We start from the raw sequence: 13,827 nt of genomic DNA on the forward strand, positions 1-13,827 counted from the left end.
GCGCCGATGGACAGTCTTGTGACGACCGAGTGGCTCGCAGCCGAAATGGGGGCGAGCGATCTCAGGATCGTCGATGCCAGTAAGCACTTGCCGGAAACCGGGCGCAATGCGCAGGCCGAATACCTCGCCGCGCACATTCCCGGCGCGGTGTTCATGGACCTTAGCGATCTGGTAGACAGCGACGCGCCGGTAGAGAACACGCTGCCCAGCGCCGCCAAGTTCGCCAGCCGCATGCAGGCGCTCGGCCTTGGCGATGGCAGCCGCATCGTGATCTATGATGACAGCGCGGTGAAAAGCTCGGCCCGCGCGTGGTTCATGCTGCGCCTGTTCGGCGCGCAGAACGTTGCCCTGCTCGATGGCGGGATTGCCAAGTGGAAGGCCGAAGACCGCCCGCTGGCATCCGGCGAGGAAAAGCAGCGCCGCCGCCACTATACGACCTGGAGCGACGAGGGCCAGCTGCGCAGCAAAGCGCAGGTCCTCGCCAATATCTCCAGCAAGGCCGAACAGGTGGTCGACGCGCGCGGCAAGCCCCGCTTCACCGGCACCGATCCCGAAGTGCGCCCCGGAATTGCCAGCGGACACATCCCCTGCTCACTGAACGTCCCTTTTGCCGCGCTGTTCAACGAAGATGGCACGTGGAAAGACGAGGCTGCGCTGACCGAGGCGTTCACTGCTGCCGGTGTGGACCTGTCGCGCCCCATCGTTACGTCATGCGGCAGCGGCGTCACGGCCTGTTGCCTCGCCTTCGCCCTGCACCTGATCGGCAAGGATGACGTTGCCCTATATGATGGATCGTGGACCGAGTGGGGCGCCGATCCCGACACCCCAAAGGAAACCGGAGAGGCAAAGCCAGTCTGACATGGCGAATGACAAGAAGCTCGGCCCGCAGACCCGGGTCACCCATGCCGGCCGCCGGGGCGAATGGACCGGCGTTGAAGGCCACCCCTCGGCGGTGGTCAACCCGCCGATCTGGCGCGCCTCGACTCACCTTTACCCCAACACCAAGGCGCTGAAGGAAGGCCCGAAGAGCAATTGCGACGGGCGCTTTTTCTATGGACGCCGCGGTTCGCCGACCCAGTGGGCGCTGTGTGATGCGCTGACCGGCCTTGAACCCGGCGCGGCTGGCACCATGCTCTATCCCTCGGGTGTGGCTGCGCTGACCGGCGCGTTTCTGACCGTATTGCGCCCCGGCGACGTCCTGCTGATGAGCGACCACGCCTATGAGCCGACCCGGGCGCTTGGCATGACCCTGTTCAAGGATTTCGGCGTAGAAACCCGATTTTTCGATCCGCTCGATCCCGCCGCGCTCGAAGCCGCGTTCTGTGATCGCACCCGCGCCGTCCTGCTCGAATCGCCGGGCAGTCTGACGATGGAAATGCAGGACATTCCCGCCGCCTGCGCGCTGGCCAAAGCGCGCGGTGTGGTGACGATCATGGACAATACCTGGGCCGGGTCGCTCGGCTTCACCGCGCACGATCATGGCATAGACATTTCGGTGATGAGCCTGACCAAGCACGTTGGCGGCCATTCCGACCTGATGATGGGCAGCGTCAGCGCAACAGAGCAATGGTACCCCCAGCTCCGGCGCATGGCACAGCTGACCGGGCAAGTCGTCTCGCCCGACGATGCCAGCCTCGCCCTGCGCGGGCTGCGTACCATGGCTATGCGGCTGGAGCGGTCCGCCGCCACTGGCCTTGCGATTGCCGAGTGGCTCGAAGCGCAGCCCGAAGTCGCACGCGTGTTCTGTCCAATGCTGCCCGGCAGCCCCGGCCACGACATCTGGAAGCGCGATTTCACCGGCGGCTGCGGCCTGATGGGCTTCGCCTTCCGCGGCGGCAACGCAGAGGCGCGCAATGCCTTCATCGACTCGCTGACCCTGTTCGGCATCGGCTATTCGTGGGGCGGCTTTGAAAGCCTCGTCACCCCCGCCGATCCCGGCGCGATCCGCACAGCCAGCGCGTGGCCGCCCAAGGGCATGGCGGAAACCGACCGGCTTGCGGTGCGTCTGGCCGTGGGTCTGGAAGACGCGGCGGACCTGATCGCCGACCTTGATCAGGCCATGGCCGCCTGGCGCGGCGCGGCGGAGTAGGCGATGAATATTCGCGCAGACCTGCGAGAAATTGCCCGGCAGCTTGATCTGATCGGCTTCGATGTCGGCGATTACCGCGTCTCGGTCTATCGTGCGCTGATCATGCTGGCGGTCGGCATTGTGGTGGTCATCGCCGGGCGTGTCATGACAGCGCTGGTGCGGCGTTCGTTCCGCCGGATTTCCCGACTCGATGCCACGCAGCAACTGCTGGGCGAAAAGCTGGTGAGCATCGCGGTCTGGGTCGGGCTGGTCCTGGCCGGCGTCGATTTCCTCGGCATCAGCCTGACCGCGCTGACCGTGTTTTCCGGCGCCTTCGGCCTTGCCGTCGGTTTCGGCCTGCAGAAGACCTTCGGCAACCTGATCTCGGGCATCATCCTGCTGATGGACCGCTCGATCAAGCCGGGCGATGTCATCGCGGTCGGCTCCGGGTCGGACAAGACCGTCGGCCAGGTCAACAAGATCGGCATCCGCGCGGTATCCGTCACCACGCGCGACAGGATCGAATTCCTCATTCCGAACGAATTGCTGATGACCAGTCAGGTTGAAAACTGGTCGTTTTCCTCACGCGATGTGCGGGTCAAAGTGCCGGTCGGCGTCGCTTATGGCAGCGATATCGAGAAGGTGGAAAAGGTCCTGCTGGAGGCGGCGCTTTCGCTGAAACGCGTGCTCAACCGCAATCCGCCGCAGGTCTGGCTGCACGGTTTCGGGTCAAACGCGATCGAGTTCGAAGTGCAGATGTGGATCGACGACCCCGAAGAGGGACTGGGCAACCTGCGTTCCGACCTGCTGAAAGCCGTGTGGAAGGCCTTCGTCGCCAATGGCATCGAGGTGCCTTACGCCCAACACGACGTCCACATCCGCGAATGGCCCAAGGAACTGGCCGAAATCGCGCGCATCGCCGAAAGTCAGGCGCCCGAGGCGATCGAGAAATCAGGTGCCAACGATCTCGGGATAAAACCAAAGCCCAAAGCCAAAGCGCGCAAGGGAAAGTTGAACTAAGCCGTTTCAAAGGCTTTCTCGCTGGCAATGGCAGGCGGGCGGGACCATCTGGTCCATCATGAGCGATAGTATCCCCACCCCCGGCACGGTTTACCTCGTCGGCGCCGGCCCCGGCGATCCCGATCTGCTGACCCTGCGCGCCGCGCGGCTGGTCATGCAGGCGGGCCTGATTGTCCACGATGGACTGGTCGATCCGGCGATCCTCGCGCTCGCGCGTCCGGCCGCGCGCCTGATCTCGGTCGCCAAGAGCCGCTCGCGCCACACCATGGCGCAAGATGCGATCAACGCCCTGATGGTGCGCGAAGCCCTCGCCGGCAACGATGTCGTGCGCCTCAAGGGCGGCGATCCGTTCGTATTTGGCCGCGGTGGTGAAGAGGCAGAGGCATGCCGCGCTGCCGGCGTGGCGGTTCAGGTCGTCCCGGGCATCAGCGCCGCGATGGGCGCAGCAGCCGCAGCCCAGATCCCGCTGACTCACCGCGACAGCGCCTCGATCGTCAGCTTCGTCGCCGGCCAGTGCAAGGGCCTGACCGAGCAGGACTGGTCCGGCCTTGCCGGCAAGGGACGCACGCTGGTGATCTACATGGGTGTCGCCACTAGCGAGGCGATTTCCGAAAAGCTGATGGCCGATGGCCTCGCCCCCGAAACCCCGCTGGCGGTGATCGAAAACGCCAGCCGCCCGAACATGCGCGTGCTTCGTGGTCCGGTTGCCGGCCTCGCGGACCTCGTCGCGCGCGAAAAGATCAAGAGCCCAGCGCTGATCGTGATCGGCCATGTCACGGCCCAGCCGGAAAACGAATTGCGCGCCTTTGCGCTGGAGATTGCCCAATGAAGATCCTGACCGGCAATGACCTGAATAGCGGTGCCGTCACCTGGTGGGACGGCAGCGGCTGGTCGCTGCACGTTGCCGATGCCGCCGATGTCGGTGAGCATGGCGAGGAAATCGCCGCGCGTGAAAACGCCGCGCGCCGCGTCGTCGCCCCTTATGTGATCGACGGCGAGCACGGGCCTGACGGCATTCGCCCCGGCCACATCAAGGAACGCATTCGCGCGCTCGGCCCGACCGTCCGCCTCGACCTTTCCCTCAAGCCTGCCGACCCTGCCGCCGGCAACTGGGTGATCTGATGTACCAGTATGACAAATACGACCAGGCCCTGGTCGATGCCCGCGTTGCCGATTTCCGTGACCAGGTCCGCCGCCGCCTTGATGGCTCGATGACCGAGGAACAGTTCCGCCCGCTCCGCCTGATGAACGGCCTGTACCTCCAGCTGCACGCTTACATGCTGCGGGTCGCCGTGCCCTATGGTACGCTGAGCAGCGCGCAGATGCGGATGCTGGGTGATATCGCCGACAAGTATGATCGCGGTTACGGCCACTTCACCACGCGCCAGAACATCCAGTACAACTGGATCAAGCTGGACGATGCGCCCGACATTCTGGCCGATCTCGCCAAGGTCGAGATGCACGCCATCCAGACCAGCGGCAACTGCATCCGCAACACCACGTCCGACCAGTACGCCGGCGCCGCCGCCGACGAGATCGTCGATCCGCGTCCCTATGCCGAACTGATCCGCCAGTGGTCCACGTTCCACCCGGAATTCAGCTACCTGCCGCGCAAGTTCAAGATGGCGGTGATCGCCAGCAACACCGACCGCGCGGCCATGCGTCTGCACGACATCGGCATCCAGATCGTGCGTAATGATGCCGGCGAACTGGGCTGCGCCTTCTACGTTGGCGGCGGCATGGGCCGCACCCCGATGATCGCGCCGCTGGTCCGCGAATACGTGCCGCTCGATCAGATGATTACCTATTCCGAGGCCTGCCTGCGCGTCTACAACCGCCACGGCCGCCGCGACAACAAGTACAAGGCGCGTATCAAGATCCTCGTCCATGAGCTTGGAAAGGATGAATATACTGCCCAAGTCGAGGAAGAGTTCGCGCACCTGCTGACCCAGAATATCGAGCCGCCGCTGGCCGAACTGGAACGCATCAAGGCGCAGTTCACCGATCCGGCTTTCGACCTGTCGGCGAGCGACGAGCTTGACCGCAGCGACCCGGATTTCGCGCTGTGGGTGGACAACAACTGCCTGGCTCACAAGCAGCCGGGCTACCTTTCGGCGACGATCAGCCTGAAGCCGGTTGGCGGCATTCCGGGCGATGCGACCAGCGACCAGATCCGCCTGATGGCTGATCTGGCGAAGGAATATTCGTTCGACGAACTGCGCGTTACCCACGCCCAGAACATCGTCCTGCCGCATGTCCGCAAGGCCGATCTCTACACGCTGTGGCAGAAGCTCGACGCGGCTGGTCTCGGCACGGCGAACCTCGATCTGGTGGGCGACATCATCGCTTGCCCGGGGCTCGACTATTGCAGCCTCGCCAATGCCCGCTCGATCCCGGTGGCGCAGAAGATTTCGGAGCGTTTCGCCGGCAAGCAGCAGGAAATCGGTGAGCTGAAGCTGAAGATTTCGGGCTGCATCAATGCTTGCGGCCACCATCACGCCGGCCACATCGGCATCCTCGGCGTCGACCGCAAGGGCGTGGAGAATTACCAGCTCCTGCTCGGCGGCTGCGAAGGTGCGGACACCTCGCTCGGCCAGATTACCGGCCCCGGCTTTGACGAGGACGGCATTGTCGATGCCGTTGAAAAGGCGACCAATCTCTACCTCGCCAACAAGCAGGGCGACGAGCGCTTCCTCGATACCTACCGCCGCCTCGGCATGGCGCCGTTCAAGGAAGCCATTTACTCCAAGGAGCCGGCCAATGGTTGAGACCCAGTTCCGCTACCGCGCTGACGAGCCCGCCGGCGACCCGGCCGTGACCGTCGATTCGTTCGGCGACCAGACCAACGCCGCCGCCGTCCGCATCGAGCCGGGTGACGATGCGCGCGTCCTGCTGCCCTATCTCGACCGGCTGAAGCTCGTCGAGGTCAACTTCCCCGCCTATACCGACGGACGCGGTTATTCAGCGGCACGTATCCTGCGCGAGGCGGGCTATGTCGGCGAACTGCGCGCCGTGGGCGATGTTCTGGTCGACCAGCTCGCCTATATGCGCCGCTGCGGGTTTGACAGCTTCGCCCCTGAACATCCGCTCAACACGGCCGATGCCGAAGCCGCCATGGCGCGCTATGCCGACGTCTACCAGCCAACGGTCGACGGCCGCGCGCCCGTCTGGGCCAAGAGGCATGGCTGACACCGTGACCATGCCAAAGCGCCAGATCGACCGGATCGACACTGGTCCGCGGTTCACCGAATCCGAAGCAGTGCAGCTCAACCGGCTGTTTCGCGGCACGGACACTGCCGAAATGCTCGGCACGGTGCTGCGCGAACGCATGGCCGGTGATATTGCCGTGGTTTCAAGCTTTGGCGCGGAAAGCGCTGTTCTCCTTCATCTTGTCGCCAGCATCGATCCGTCGACCCCGGTGCTGTTCCTCGACACCGGCAAGCATTTCCCCGAGACGCTGGCCTACCGCGATACTCTGGTGGCGCAGCTTGGCCTGACCGGGCTTGAAGTTCTGACGCCCGATGCGGAGAAGCTGAAGGCCCGGGACGAAAGCGGGCTGCGCTGGTCCTATGACCCCGATGGCTGCTGCGAAATCCGCAAGGTCGAACCGCTGGCGCGCGCTATCGAGCGCTTCGATGCCTCGATCACTGGCCGCAAGGGCTTCCAGTCCGCCACCCGCGCCGGGCTGCCGCGCTTCGAGATCGACACGTCCGACGCGTATGGCCGGCTGAAGATCAACCCGCTGGCCGACTGGTCATCCGACGATCTCGCCGCCTATTTCGTCCGCCACGACCTGCCCGCGCACCCCTTGGTGGCCGAGGGTTACCCCTCGATCGGCTGCTCGCCATGCACGCACAAGGTTGCCGCCGGCGAAGACCCACGCTCGGGCCGCTGGAAGGGCTGGGACAAGACCGAATGCGGCATCCACGTGCCGGGCGAACCCAGCACCGACGAGGGCGACCTGCCTCCCGGTTACGATCCGGTCTTCTGACAAGAGCTGCGAGCCTCCGCGACGGCGGGGGCCTCAGGCCATGAAACGCCTCGCCTGCCGGGGTCCCCGCCTGCGCGGGGACTCAGATTGGCAGGTTATAGAGCTTCTTCGCGTTGTCCTGCAGTATCAGCTTCCGCGTCTCGTAAGGCTGGTGGCCCAGCACTGAAACCAGCTTGTCCTGCACGCCGGGATAGAGCGAAGTCGGGTGCGGATAGTCGGTTTCAAACAGGATGCGGTCCGCGCCGATTTCATCGAGCAGCTTGGTCGGCGCGACAGTTTCGAACCAGAAGCTGACCCAGAAATTCCGCCGGAAATACTCGGTCGGGCTCAGTTCCAGCCCGCGGTTGATTGTCGTGCGGAATTCGCTGAGCTGGTGCTCCATGCCTTCCAGCCAGAACGGCACCCAGCCCGCGCCGCTTTCGATCAGGCCGATCTTGAGGTTCGGATACTTGTCGAGCAGGCCCGAAACCATGAAGTTCGACATCGTCGCCGCGCAGCCAATGTGGTGGATCAGCGCGGAAATCGGCAGGCGTTGGTCAAAGCCCAAGTTGTTCCACATCGCGCTTTCGGCATCGAGCGAGGAGTTGAGGTGGTAATTGATCGGGATGCCCTGCGAATGGCAGATCTCGAACACTTCCTCCCAGAAAGGTGAAATACCGCCTCCTTCTGCCAGATAGCCTTCGGACAGGCGCTCGGGCCGGTCGGGCAGGACCACGCCCTTGATACCGAGGTCCGCGACGCGGCGCATCTCGGCGTTCATCAGTTTCTTGTCCCAATAGGGCAGTGTCGCCATGCAGTTCACGCGGCCGCCTGATGCGTCCATGCGGTCCTTGCAGGCATCGTTGTAGATTTCGATGATCGCCATCGCCAAGGCATCATCTTCCAGCGCGACGAGCGATCCGGCTTGGGTCACCCCGCCGTTCTGGAAGCAGATGTGCCCCCAGATGCCCATGTCATCCATGTCCTTGAGCCGTTCCTTGAGGTCATAGGAACCCGGCGCGATCTGTTCGTACCGCTGGAAAGCCAGCTTGCCGAGCAGCTTGTTCTTGTCCTTGGCAATGACATTGCCGCCGAGGCTGCCGAAGTCGCGGCCATTGCAGACCCACTTGTCCGCCTCGCCGATGCGCTCCACATGCGGCATCTTGGCCTTCATGCCGGCAGGTGCATTATCGACCCACAAGTCCGCCGGTTCGGTGAAATGCGTGTCGCAATCGACGATCTTGATGCCTTCGAACAGCGGATCAAGCCCGCGCGCGTTAGCGGCATAATCGACCTCGCGAATGAAACCGCCCTTGTCGCCGCGGCCTTCGTCGAGCCAGTAGCGCTTGGCGTCATCAGCGCCAGCCTTGATCAAAGTGGACATCGTTCGGACTCCTCAACCCATGTGTGAGGGTCCTTGTGCGCCTTCCTGTGCAGGCGCGCCAAGGCGAAACGGACCGGCTGGACGACAGGCAAGCCTATCGGCCTATCGGCAAACGATCACAGCCAGCCTTGCTCGCGGTACCATTTCGCCGTAGCCTTCAGCCCTTCGCGGGTTGGCACAATGGGTTTCCATAGTGATTCCGGAACCTTGGCTTCCATACTTGCCACCCAGTCGGGGTGCGCCATGTAGCCGGCGCGGTCGGGGGTCAGCTTGAAACGCCCACGCGTAAGCTTGCCGCCCCAGCGCGCCGCGCGGTGCAGCCAGCCGGATGAGAGATGAACGATCACCGGCCGCTTGCCCACGGCCCAGCCGATGGCGCGCGCGATTTCGCGGTGGCTCCAGCCCTGCTCGCGGCCATCATCTGGTTCGAAAGTCTTGCCAGTCACCGTCTCGCCGCCGGGAATGAGCTTCATTAGCAGCCGCACCAGATCTTCGACATGGATATAGCTCGCGCGGCCCTCGCGGCCCGGCATTGGCATCACGCCCCACTTCGCCGCCTTGAACAGGTCGAGCATTTCCTTGTCGCGGAAGCCGTAGATCGCCGGCGGGCGGACGATCGTCCAATCGAGCCCGCTGGCCATGACCAGCTTCTCCGCGCGCGCCTTCGACGCACCATAGAGCGACAAATGCGGCTCGCGCGCCGACAGCGATGATACGAAGATCAGGCGCTGCACACCGGCGCGCTTGGCGGCCTCGATCACGTTCAGCGTGCCGCCCACATTGGCCGCGTCGAACCCGGCAACATCGGGGGCACTCACCAATCCGGCAATGTGGAGCACCGCCTCTGCCCCCTGCATCAGGCGTTCCAGTGCGGCAACGTCATCAAGATCGCCCGCGATCCACTCCACCTCTTGCCGGTCTGACTGGTTGCGGCGAGCGAGCGCGCGGACCGGTTGCTGCAACTGCTCAGCACGGTCAAGCAGCGCCTGGCCGACAAAGCCGGTGGCGCCGGTAACCGCCAAAGTCATAGCAGGACCAGGGTCACAGCAGGACCATCTGGTCGCGGTGGACGATGGCCGAGCGCGGCGCATAGCCGAGCAGCGCTTCATGTTCGCGACTGTGATGGCCGACCAGCTTGGCACATTCCTCGGCGTCATATTCGGCAAGGCCATGCGCCAGCGGATGGCCCTCGCCATCTCGTATCGCCACAGCATCGCCGCGCTGGAACGTGCCTTCGACGTCGGTGATCCCGGCAGCCAGCAGGCTCGATCCCTTGGCGAGGGCCTTTGCCGCCCCGGCATCGACGACCAGCGTGCCTTTCAGCCGCAGCCGCCCGCCCAGCCACGCCTTGCGAGCGCCAGCTTTGGCTTTCGGGAGAAACAGCGTGCCAATTCCCAGTTCGATCACCCGCGCCATCGGGGCATCGTGGGTGCCGTTGCCGATGACGAGCGCGATGCCAGCGCGCTCGGCGATTTCGGCAGCCTGCAGCTTCGACGTCATGCCGCCGGACCCCATGCCCGAGGCGGAACCACCATCGGCCATCGCGCGGATCGCCGGGGTAACCCCGCGCACTTCGGGCAGCAGCTTGGCCGCCGGGTCCTTGGGGTTACGGTCATAGAGGCCATCTACGTCCGATAGCAGCAGCACTGCGCTGGCCCGCGCCGCCTGCGCTACCCGTGCGGCGAGCCGGTCATTGTCGCCAAAGCGGATTTCCTGCGTGGCGACCGAATCGTTCTCGTTCACCACCGGCACCGCGCCGGCATCGAGCAGGCGGGTTAGCGTGGCCGTGGCGTTGAGATAACGCCGGCGATCCTCAAGATCTTCCAGCGTCAGCAGCAATTGTGCTGCCGTCAGCCCATGCTTCCGCAGCAGTTCCGCCCAGAGTCCCGAAAGCGCGATCTGCCCCACGGCAGCGGCGGCCTGCGCATCGGCAAGGCTCCCGCGCCCGCCCTTTTCCAGCCCGAGCGTGCGGGCGCCCAGCGCGATCGATCCCGACGAAACGACGATGACTTCCTGTCCGCGCGCGCGTGCGGCGGCAATTTCACCCACCAGCGCCTCGATCCATGCAGAGCGCGGGCCCTCGCGGTCAACGAGCAGCGCCGAGCCGACCTTCACCACCAGACGCGGACACTTGGCCTTGTCAGCGAGGTCGGAAAGGCGAGCGATGTTCATGCAGCGGGGATTAGGGAAAACAGCGCAGGATGCAACTCCCCGGACGCCGTCAGATCGGTGACCAAGGCGTGTCGTCGCTCTCTTCACGCTCGCCAGCGGGTCGTTCGGTAACGGTCGCGGAGGGGAGGTAACTGATCACGCCGTCCAGCAGGGCATCGATCCCGGCACCTGTCGCGCCCGAAATCGGGAAGACTTCGGCAGCGCCGGCGGCGATCAGTTCCTTGCTGAACGCATCGACCAACTCCTTGTCGATCAGGTCGATCTTGTTGAGCGCGATCAGGCGCGGCTTTTCATCCAGCCCTTCGCCATAAGCCGCGAGTTCTTCCTCGACCACTTCCATCGCCTCGACAGGATCCATGCCATTGGCATCGATCAGGTGGATCAGCACGCGGCAGCGTTCGATGTGGCCCAGGAAGCGGTCGCCCACCCCTGCGCCTTCGGCAGCCCCGGCGATCAGGCCGGGAATGTCGGCAAGCACGAATTCGCGGTCACGGTGGCGCACCACGCCCAGCTGCGGGCGCAGCGTAGTGAAGGCATAGGCGCCGACCTTGGCCTTGGTATTGGTGATCTTGTTGATGAAGGTTGATTTGCCGGCATTCGGCAGACCAACAAGGCCGGTATCGGCGAGCAGCTTAAGGCGCAGCCAGACCCACAGTTCCTCGGCTGGCAGGCCCGGCTGGTGTTGGCGCGGGGCGCGGTTAGTGCTGGTCTTGTAGCTGGCGTTGCCGCGCCCGCCCATGCCACCTTCAAGTAGCGTCACCCGCTGTCCGGCCTCGGTCAGGTCGGCCAGCACCGTTTCGCGGTCCTCGTCCGAAATGACCTGCGTGCCGACCGGGACCTTGATGACGAGGTCTGGCCCTTGGGCGCCGGTGCGGTCCTTGCCCGAACCGCCAGTGCCGCGCGGCGCCTTGAAGTGCTGGGTGTAGCGGAAATCGATGAGCGTATTGAGGCCGGCGATGGCTTCGAAAATGATGTCGCCGCCCTTGCCGCCGTTCCCGCCGTCAGGGCCGCCATATTCGACGTACTTTTCGCGGCGGAACGAGACGGCCCCCTGGCCGCCCGCGCCTGCGCGGATGTAGATTTTTGCCTGGTCTAGAAAATGCATGGTGTGCCGTTAGCCGATCTTGATGCAATTGTCGCGCTTAGGCTTGAGTGTCTCAAGAAGAGCGTCGTTTGTTCATTGCGCTTGGGGTGCAGAAATTGGCTCAGGACGAGCCGAAAATGGTGAATTTCGAGAACCAGAGCGCAGCGACCTACTGGTCGTGAGCACCTGAAGCGCAGAAATTCGCCGTTTGCTGGCCGTCCTGGGGCAATTCATGCACCCCAAGCACTGGTGGAGCCGAGGGGGATCGAACCCCTGACCTCGTCATTGCGAACGACGCGCTCTCCCATCTGAGCTACGGCCCCGTTCCAGTGCGAGTGCGGACAGGAAGACTGGCCCTGCCCGCGCGAGCGGCTGCTTTAGCGAAAGCAAACCGCCCGTAAAAGCCAATTTTTGCGCCCGTGCGGCGCGCCTTACATCGTCGAATTCGTATTCGTTGCCAGCACCGTCGAGCCCGGAACGGCGTCCTTGCCCCAGCGGTTTTCCCATGCCGCCATGTCGAGCCGGTACTGGTCAAAACGCTTGAAGAAATCGTCGAACACAATCTCGAGGCTGGGCAGACTGCGTGCAGCGAAGTTCTGCAAATCGGCGGACTTCACCAACTTTGCTTCCTGGCTCATCGCCAGTGCTGCGTCGCAGAAGGCGGGCAGCGTCGGCGGGATAGCGAAATGGTTATAGACCTCGGTCATGTACTTTTCGCGCGGCTTGATGAAGCCGGCGCCATACCGGGCGCGCCATTCGGCATCGACCTTGACGTTCACCGCCTTGAGGGTCTTGGCGTGGGCCTTGAGGAAGGCGCGGTAATTGATCAGGATGTCGGCGTGCTTGGGCTGCGTACAGTTCAGCGCGGCCACGTTGTAGCCCGAACGCAGGTTCCAGGTGGTCTGGGCTGGCGTGATCTGGCGGTTGACGCTCTGGCGCAGACCATCGGGAAGCAACGGCGGCACCTGGGTGTTCGGCGCGGCCCATTCGGGCGGGATCGGCTTCCACGCAACCACGACCATCTTCGGCGCGGGCGGGGGCGGCGGCGGGAGCGGCACGGGCTTTTTCTTCGCTTCGGCACAGCCGGAAATCGCCAGGCTGGCAACGGCCGCCAACTGGATGCAGGACTTCATGGAAAACTTGATCATTTCAGCAAACCTTCAACCCACCAGCAACGCACGGCGATACGCTTTTGATCCTAGCGCCAGTCATCGCCAAAGAAAATGCCCGGTGCGACAATAAGCGCACCGGGCACGATCAAATCATTGTTTTCCTGAACGGAAGCTTATCAGCCTCCGGTTCAGACGCGCTCAGCTTATTCGCGGTTACCCAGAATGCTGAGCAGGAACTGGAACATGTTGATGAAGTCGAGGTAGAGGCTGAGTGCCCCCATGATCACGACTTTGCCCATCATGTCGGTTCCGGCGACGTGAGCGTAGGCTTCCTTCAGGCGCTGCGTGTCATAGGCGGTCAGGCCGGCAAAGATCAGCACGCCAAGGATCGAGATGGCGAGGCCAAGGCCCGGCATCGGGAAGAAGGCGTTGATCAGCATCGCGATAATCAGGCCGAAAACGCCCATGGTCAGGAACGAACCCATGCCCGACAGGTTCTTCTTGGTGGTATAACCCACCAGGCTGAGCCCCGCGAAAGCGCCCGCCGTGGCGAAGAAGGTCGAAGCGATGGAGGGACCGGTGTAAACCAGGAATATCGTCGACATCGATAGGCCCATGACCACGCAGAAAGCCCAAAACAGCATCTGCAGGGTAGAGGTCTTCATGCGGTTCAAGCCAAAGCTCATCGCCATGACGAAACCGAGCGGAGCCAGCATGATGACCCAACGCAGCGGCGTTGCGAACACGGCTTCAGCCATGCCCGACGATGCGAACACCAATGCGATGATGCCCGAAAGCAGGACGCCCGATGCCATGTAATTGTAGATCGACAGCATATAGCGGCGCAGGCCCATGTCATACGACGCGGTCTGACCCAGGCTCTTGCCGTCAATGCTCGGAGACGTACCGAAGCCCGTCCGAGTGGGCTGGGGATCGTTCCAGTTAGCCATTGTTCTCTCCTTCCGGCGCCGAGCGACGACAAGCCGGTCCCGGCAATATCGGCCTTATCGTCCGTGG

At 63.8% G+C, this 13,827-nt stretch carries 14 protein-coding genes and 1 tRNA gene; 8 read left to right on the forward strand and 7 right to left on the reverse strand.

What is annotated here, in order from left to right; genetic code table 11:
* The first annotated feature begins 6 nt into the window (after positions 1–6).
* From sseA to RMO89_RS08860, 8 genes are read left to right on the forward strand one after another with little or no spacing between them, the layout of a single operon-like run.
* Positions 7–858, forward strand: coding sequence for a 3-mercaptopyruvate sulfurtransferase (gene sseA, locus RMO89_RS08825; protein ID WP_310532566.1), 852 nt, complete (start codon positions 7–9; stop codon positions 856–858).
* A 1-nt stretch (position 859) separates the two neighbouring features.
* Positions 860–2,089, forward strand: coding sequence for a cystathionine beta-lyase (metC, locus tag RMO89_RS08830; protein WP_310532567.1), 1,230 nt, complete (start codon positions 860–862; stop codon positions 2,087–2,089).
* 3 nt (positions 2,090–2,092) lie between these two features.
* Complete coding sequence (locus RMO89_RS08835) at positions 2,093–3,088, forward strand: mechanosensitive ion channel domain-containing protein (RefSeq protein WP_310532568.1); 996 nt, start codon at positions 2,093–2,095, stop codon at positions 3,086–3,088.
* A 58-nt stretch (positions 3,089–3,146) separates the two neighbouring features.
* Positions 3,147–3,917, forward strand: a complete 771-nt coding sequence (cobA, locus tag RMO89_RS08840; RefSeq protein WP_310532570.1) for a uroporphyrinogen-III C-methyltransferase — start codon at positions 3,147–3,149, stop codon at positions 3,915–3,917.
* On the forward strand, positions 3,914–4,210 hold the full coding sequence (locus RMO89_RS08845) for a DUF2849 domain-containing protein (RefSeq protein WP_310532571.1): 297 nt from the start codon (positions 3,914–3,916) through the stop codon (positions 4,208–4,210). Before cobA ends, RMO89_RS08845 begins: the two co-directional genes overlap by 4 nt.
* Positions 4,210–5,856: a nitrite/sulfite reductase gene (locus RMO89_RS08850; RefSeq protein ID WP_310532572.1), complete on the forward strand. Its 1,647-nt coding sequence runs from the start codon at positions 4,210–4,212 to the stop codon at positions 5,854–5,856. The genes RMO89_RS08845 and RMO89_RS08850 overlap by 1 nt, the downstream gene beginning before the upstream one ends.
* A complete protein-coding gene (locus RMO89_RS08855; protein WP_310532573.1) occupies positions 5,849–6,277 on the forward strand; it encodes a DUF934 domain-containing protein in 429 nt (142 codons plus the stop codon). The genes RMO89_RS08850 and RMO89_RS08855 overlap by 8 nt, the downstream gene beginning before the upstream one ends.
* Complete coding sequence (locus RMO89_RS08860) at positions 6,270–7,079, forward strand: phosphoadenylyl-sulfate reductase (RefSeq protein ID WP_310532574.1); 810 nt, start codon at positions 6,270–6,272, stop codon at positions 7,077–7,079. The genes RMO89_RS08855 and RMO89_RS08860 overlap by 8 nt, the downstream gene beginning before the upstream one ends.
* An 82-nt stretch (positions 7,080–7,161) precedes the next feature.
* On the opposite strand, the gene RMO89_RS08865 is transcribed toward RMO89_RS08860, so the two are convergent.
* The 7 genes from RMO89_RS08865 to RMO89_RS08895 all read right to left on the reverse strand — a co-directional run bounded on the left by RMO89_RS08865 (position 7,162) and on the right by RMO89_RS08895 (position 13,760).
* Complete coding sequence (locus RMO89_RS08865; RefSeq protein WP_310532575.1) at positions 7,162–8,442, reverse strand: amidohydrolase family protein; 1,281 nt, start codon at positions 8,440–8,442, stop codon at positions 7,162–7,164.
* A gap of 116 nt (positions 8,443–8,558) precedes the next feature.
* Positions 8,559–9,470 carry an NAD(P)-dependent oxidoreductase gene (locus RMO89_RS08870; RefSeq protein ID WP_310532576.1) on the reverse strand — a complete coding sequence of 304 codons (912 nt, stop codon included), beginning with the start codon at positions 9,468–9,470 and terminating at the stop codon, positions 8,559–8,561.
* A 13-nt stretch (positions 9,471–9,483) separates the two neighbouring features.
* Complete coding sequence (proB, locus tag RMO89_RS08875) at positions 9,484–10,614, reverse strand: glutamate 5-kinase (RefSeq protein ID WP_310532577.1); 1,131 nt, start codon at positions 10,612–10,614, stop codon at positions 9,484–9,486.
* A gap of 49 nt (positions 10,615–10,663) precedes the next feature.
* Entirely contained in the window at positions 10,664–11,719 is a 1,056-nt protein-coding gene (gene obgE, locus RMO89_RS08880; protein ID WP_310532579.1) for a GTPase ObgE, read from the reverse strand.
* Between the two features lie 226 nt (positions 11,720–11,945).
* Positions 11,946–12,021, reverse strand: a tRNA-Ala gene (locus RMO89_RS08885).
* Between the two features lie 108 nt (positions 12,022–12,129).
* Positions 12,130–12,846 carry a hypothetical protein gene (locus tag RMO89_RS08890; RefSeq protein ID WP_310532580.1) on the reverse strand — a complete coding sequence of 239 codons (717 nt, stop codon included), beginning with the start codon at positions 12,844–12,846 and terminating at the stop codon, positions 12,130–12,132.
* A gap of 167 nt (positions 12,847–13,013) precedes the next feature.
* On the reverse strand, positions 13,014–13,760 hold the full coding sequence (locus RMO89_RS08895) for a Bax inhibitor-1/YccA family protein (protein WP_310532582.1): 747 nt from the start codon (positions 13,758–13,760) through the stop codon (positions 13,014–13,016).
* Positions 13,761–13,827: the final 67 nt, after the last annotated feature.

It is taken from the genome of Novosphingobium sp., assembly GCF_031424035.1.
GTDB lineage: Bacteria > Pseudomonadota > Alphaproteobacteria > Sphingomonadales > Sphingomonadaceae > Novosphingobium.

Coding starts and splice junctions, on each gene's coding strand:
- sseA (WP_310532566.1), top strand. CDS start 7: ATGGACAGTCTTGTGACGACCGAGTGGCTCGCAGCCGAAATGGGGGCG.
- metC (WP_310532567.1), top strand. CDS start 860: ATGGCGAATGACAAGAAGCTCGGCCCGCAGACCCGGGTCACCCATGCC.
- RMO89_RS08835 (WP_310532568.1), top strand. CDS start 2,093: ATGAATATTCGCGCAGACCTGCGAGAAATTGCCCGGCAGCTTGATCTG.
- cobA (WP_310532570.1), top strand. CDS start 3,147: ATGAGCGATAGTATCCCCACCCCCGGCACGGTTTACCTCGTCGGCGCC.
- RMO89_RS08845 (WP_310532571.1), top strand. CDS start 3,914: ATGAAGATCCTGACCGGCAATGACCTGAATAGCGGTGCCGTCACCTGG.
- RMO89_RS08850 (WP_310532572.1), top strand. CDS start 4,210: ATGTACCAGTATGACAAATACGACCAGGCCCTGGTCGATGCCCGCGTT.
- RMO89_RS08855 (WP_310532573.1), top strand. CDS start 5,849: ATGGTTGAGACCCAGTTCCGCTACCGCGCTGACGAGCCCGCCGGCGAC.
- RMO89_RS08860 (WP_310532574.1), top strand. CDS start 6,270: ATGGCTGACACCGTGACCATGCCAAAGCGCCAGATCGACCGGATCGAC.
- RMO89_RS08865 (WP_310532575.1), bottom strand. CDS start 8,442: ATGTCCACTTTGATCAAGGCTGGCGCTGATGACGCCAAGCGCTACTGG.
- RMO89_RS08870 (WP_310532576.1), bottom strand. CDS start 9,470: ATGACTTTGGCGGTTACCGGCGCCACCGGCTTTGTCGGCCAGGCGCTG.
- proB (WP_310532577.1), bottom strand. CDS start 10,614: ATGAACATCGCTCGCCTTTCCGACCTCGCTGACAAGGCCAAGTGTCCG.
- obgE (WP_310532579.1), bottom strand. CDS start 11,719: ATGCATTTTCTAGACCAGGCAAAAATCTACATCCGCGCAGGCGCGGGC.
- RMO89_RS08890 (WP_310532580.1), bottom strand. CDS start 12,846: ATGATCAAGTTTTCCATGAAGTCCTGCATCCAGTTGGCGGCCGTTGCC.
- RMO89_RS08895 (WP_310532582.1), bottom strand. CDS start 13,760: ATGGCTAACTGGAACGATCCCCAGCCCACTCGGACGGGCTTCGGTACG.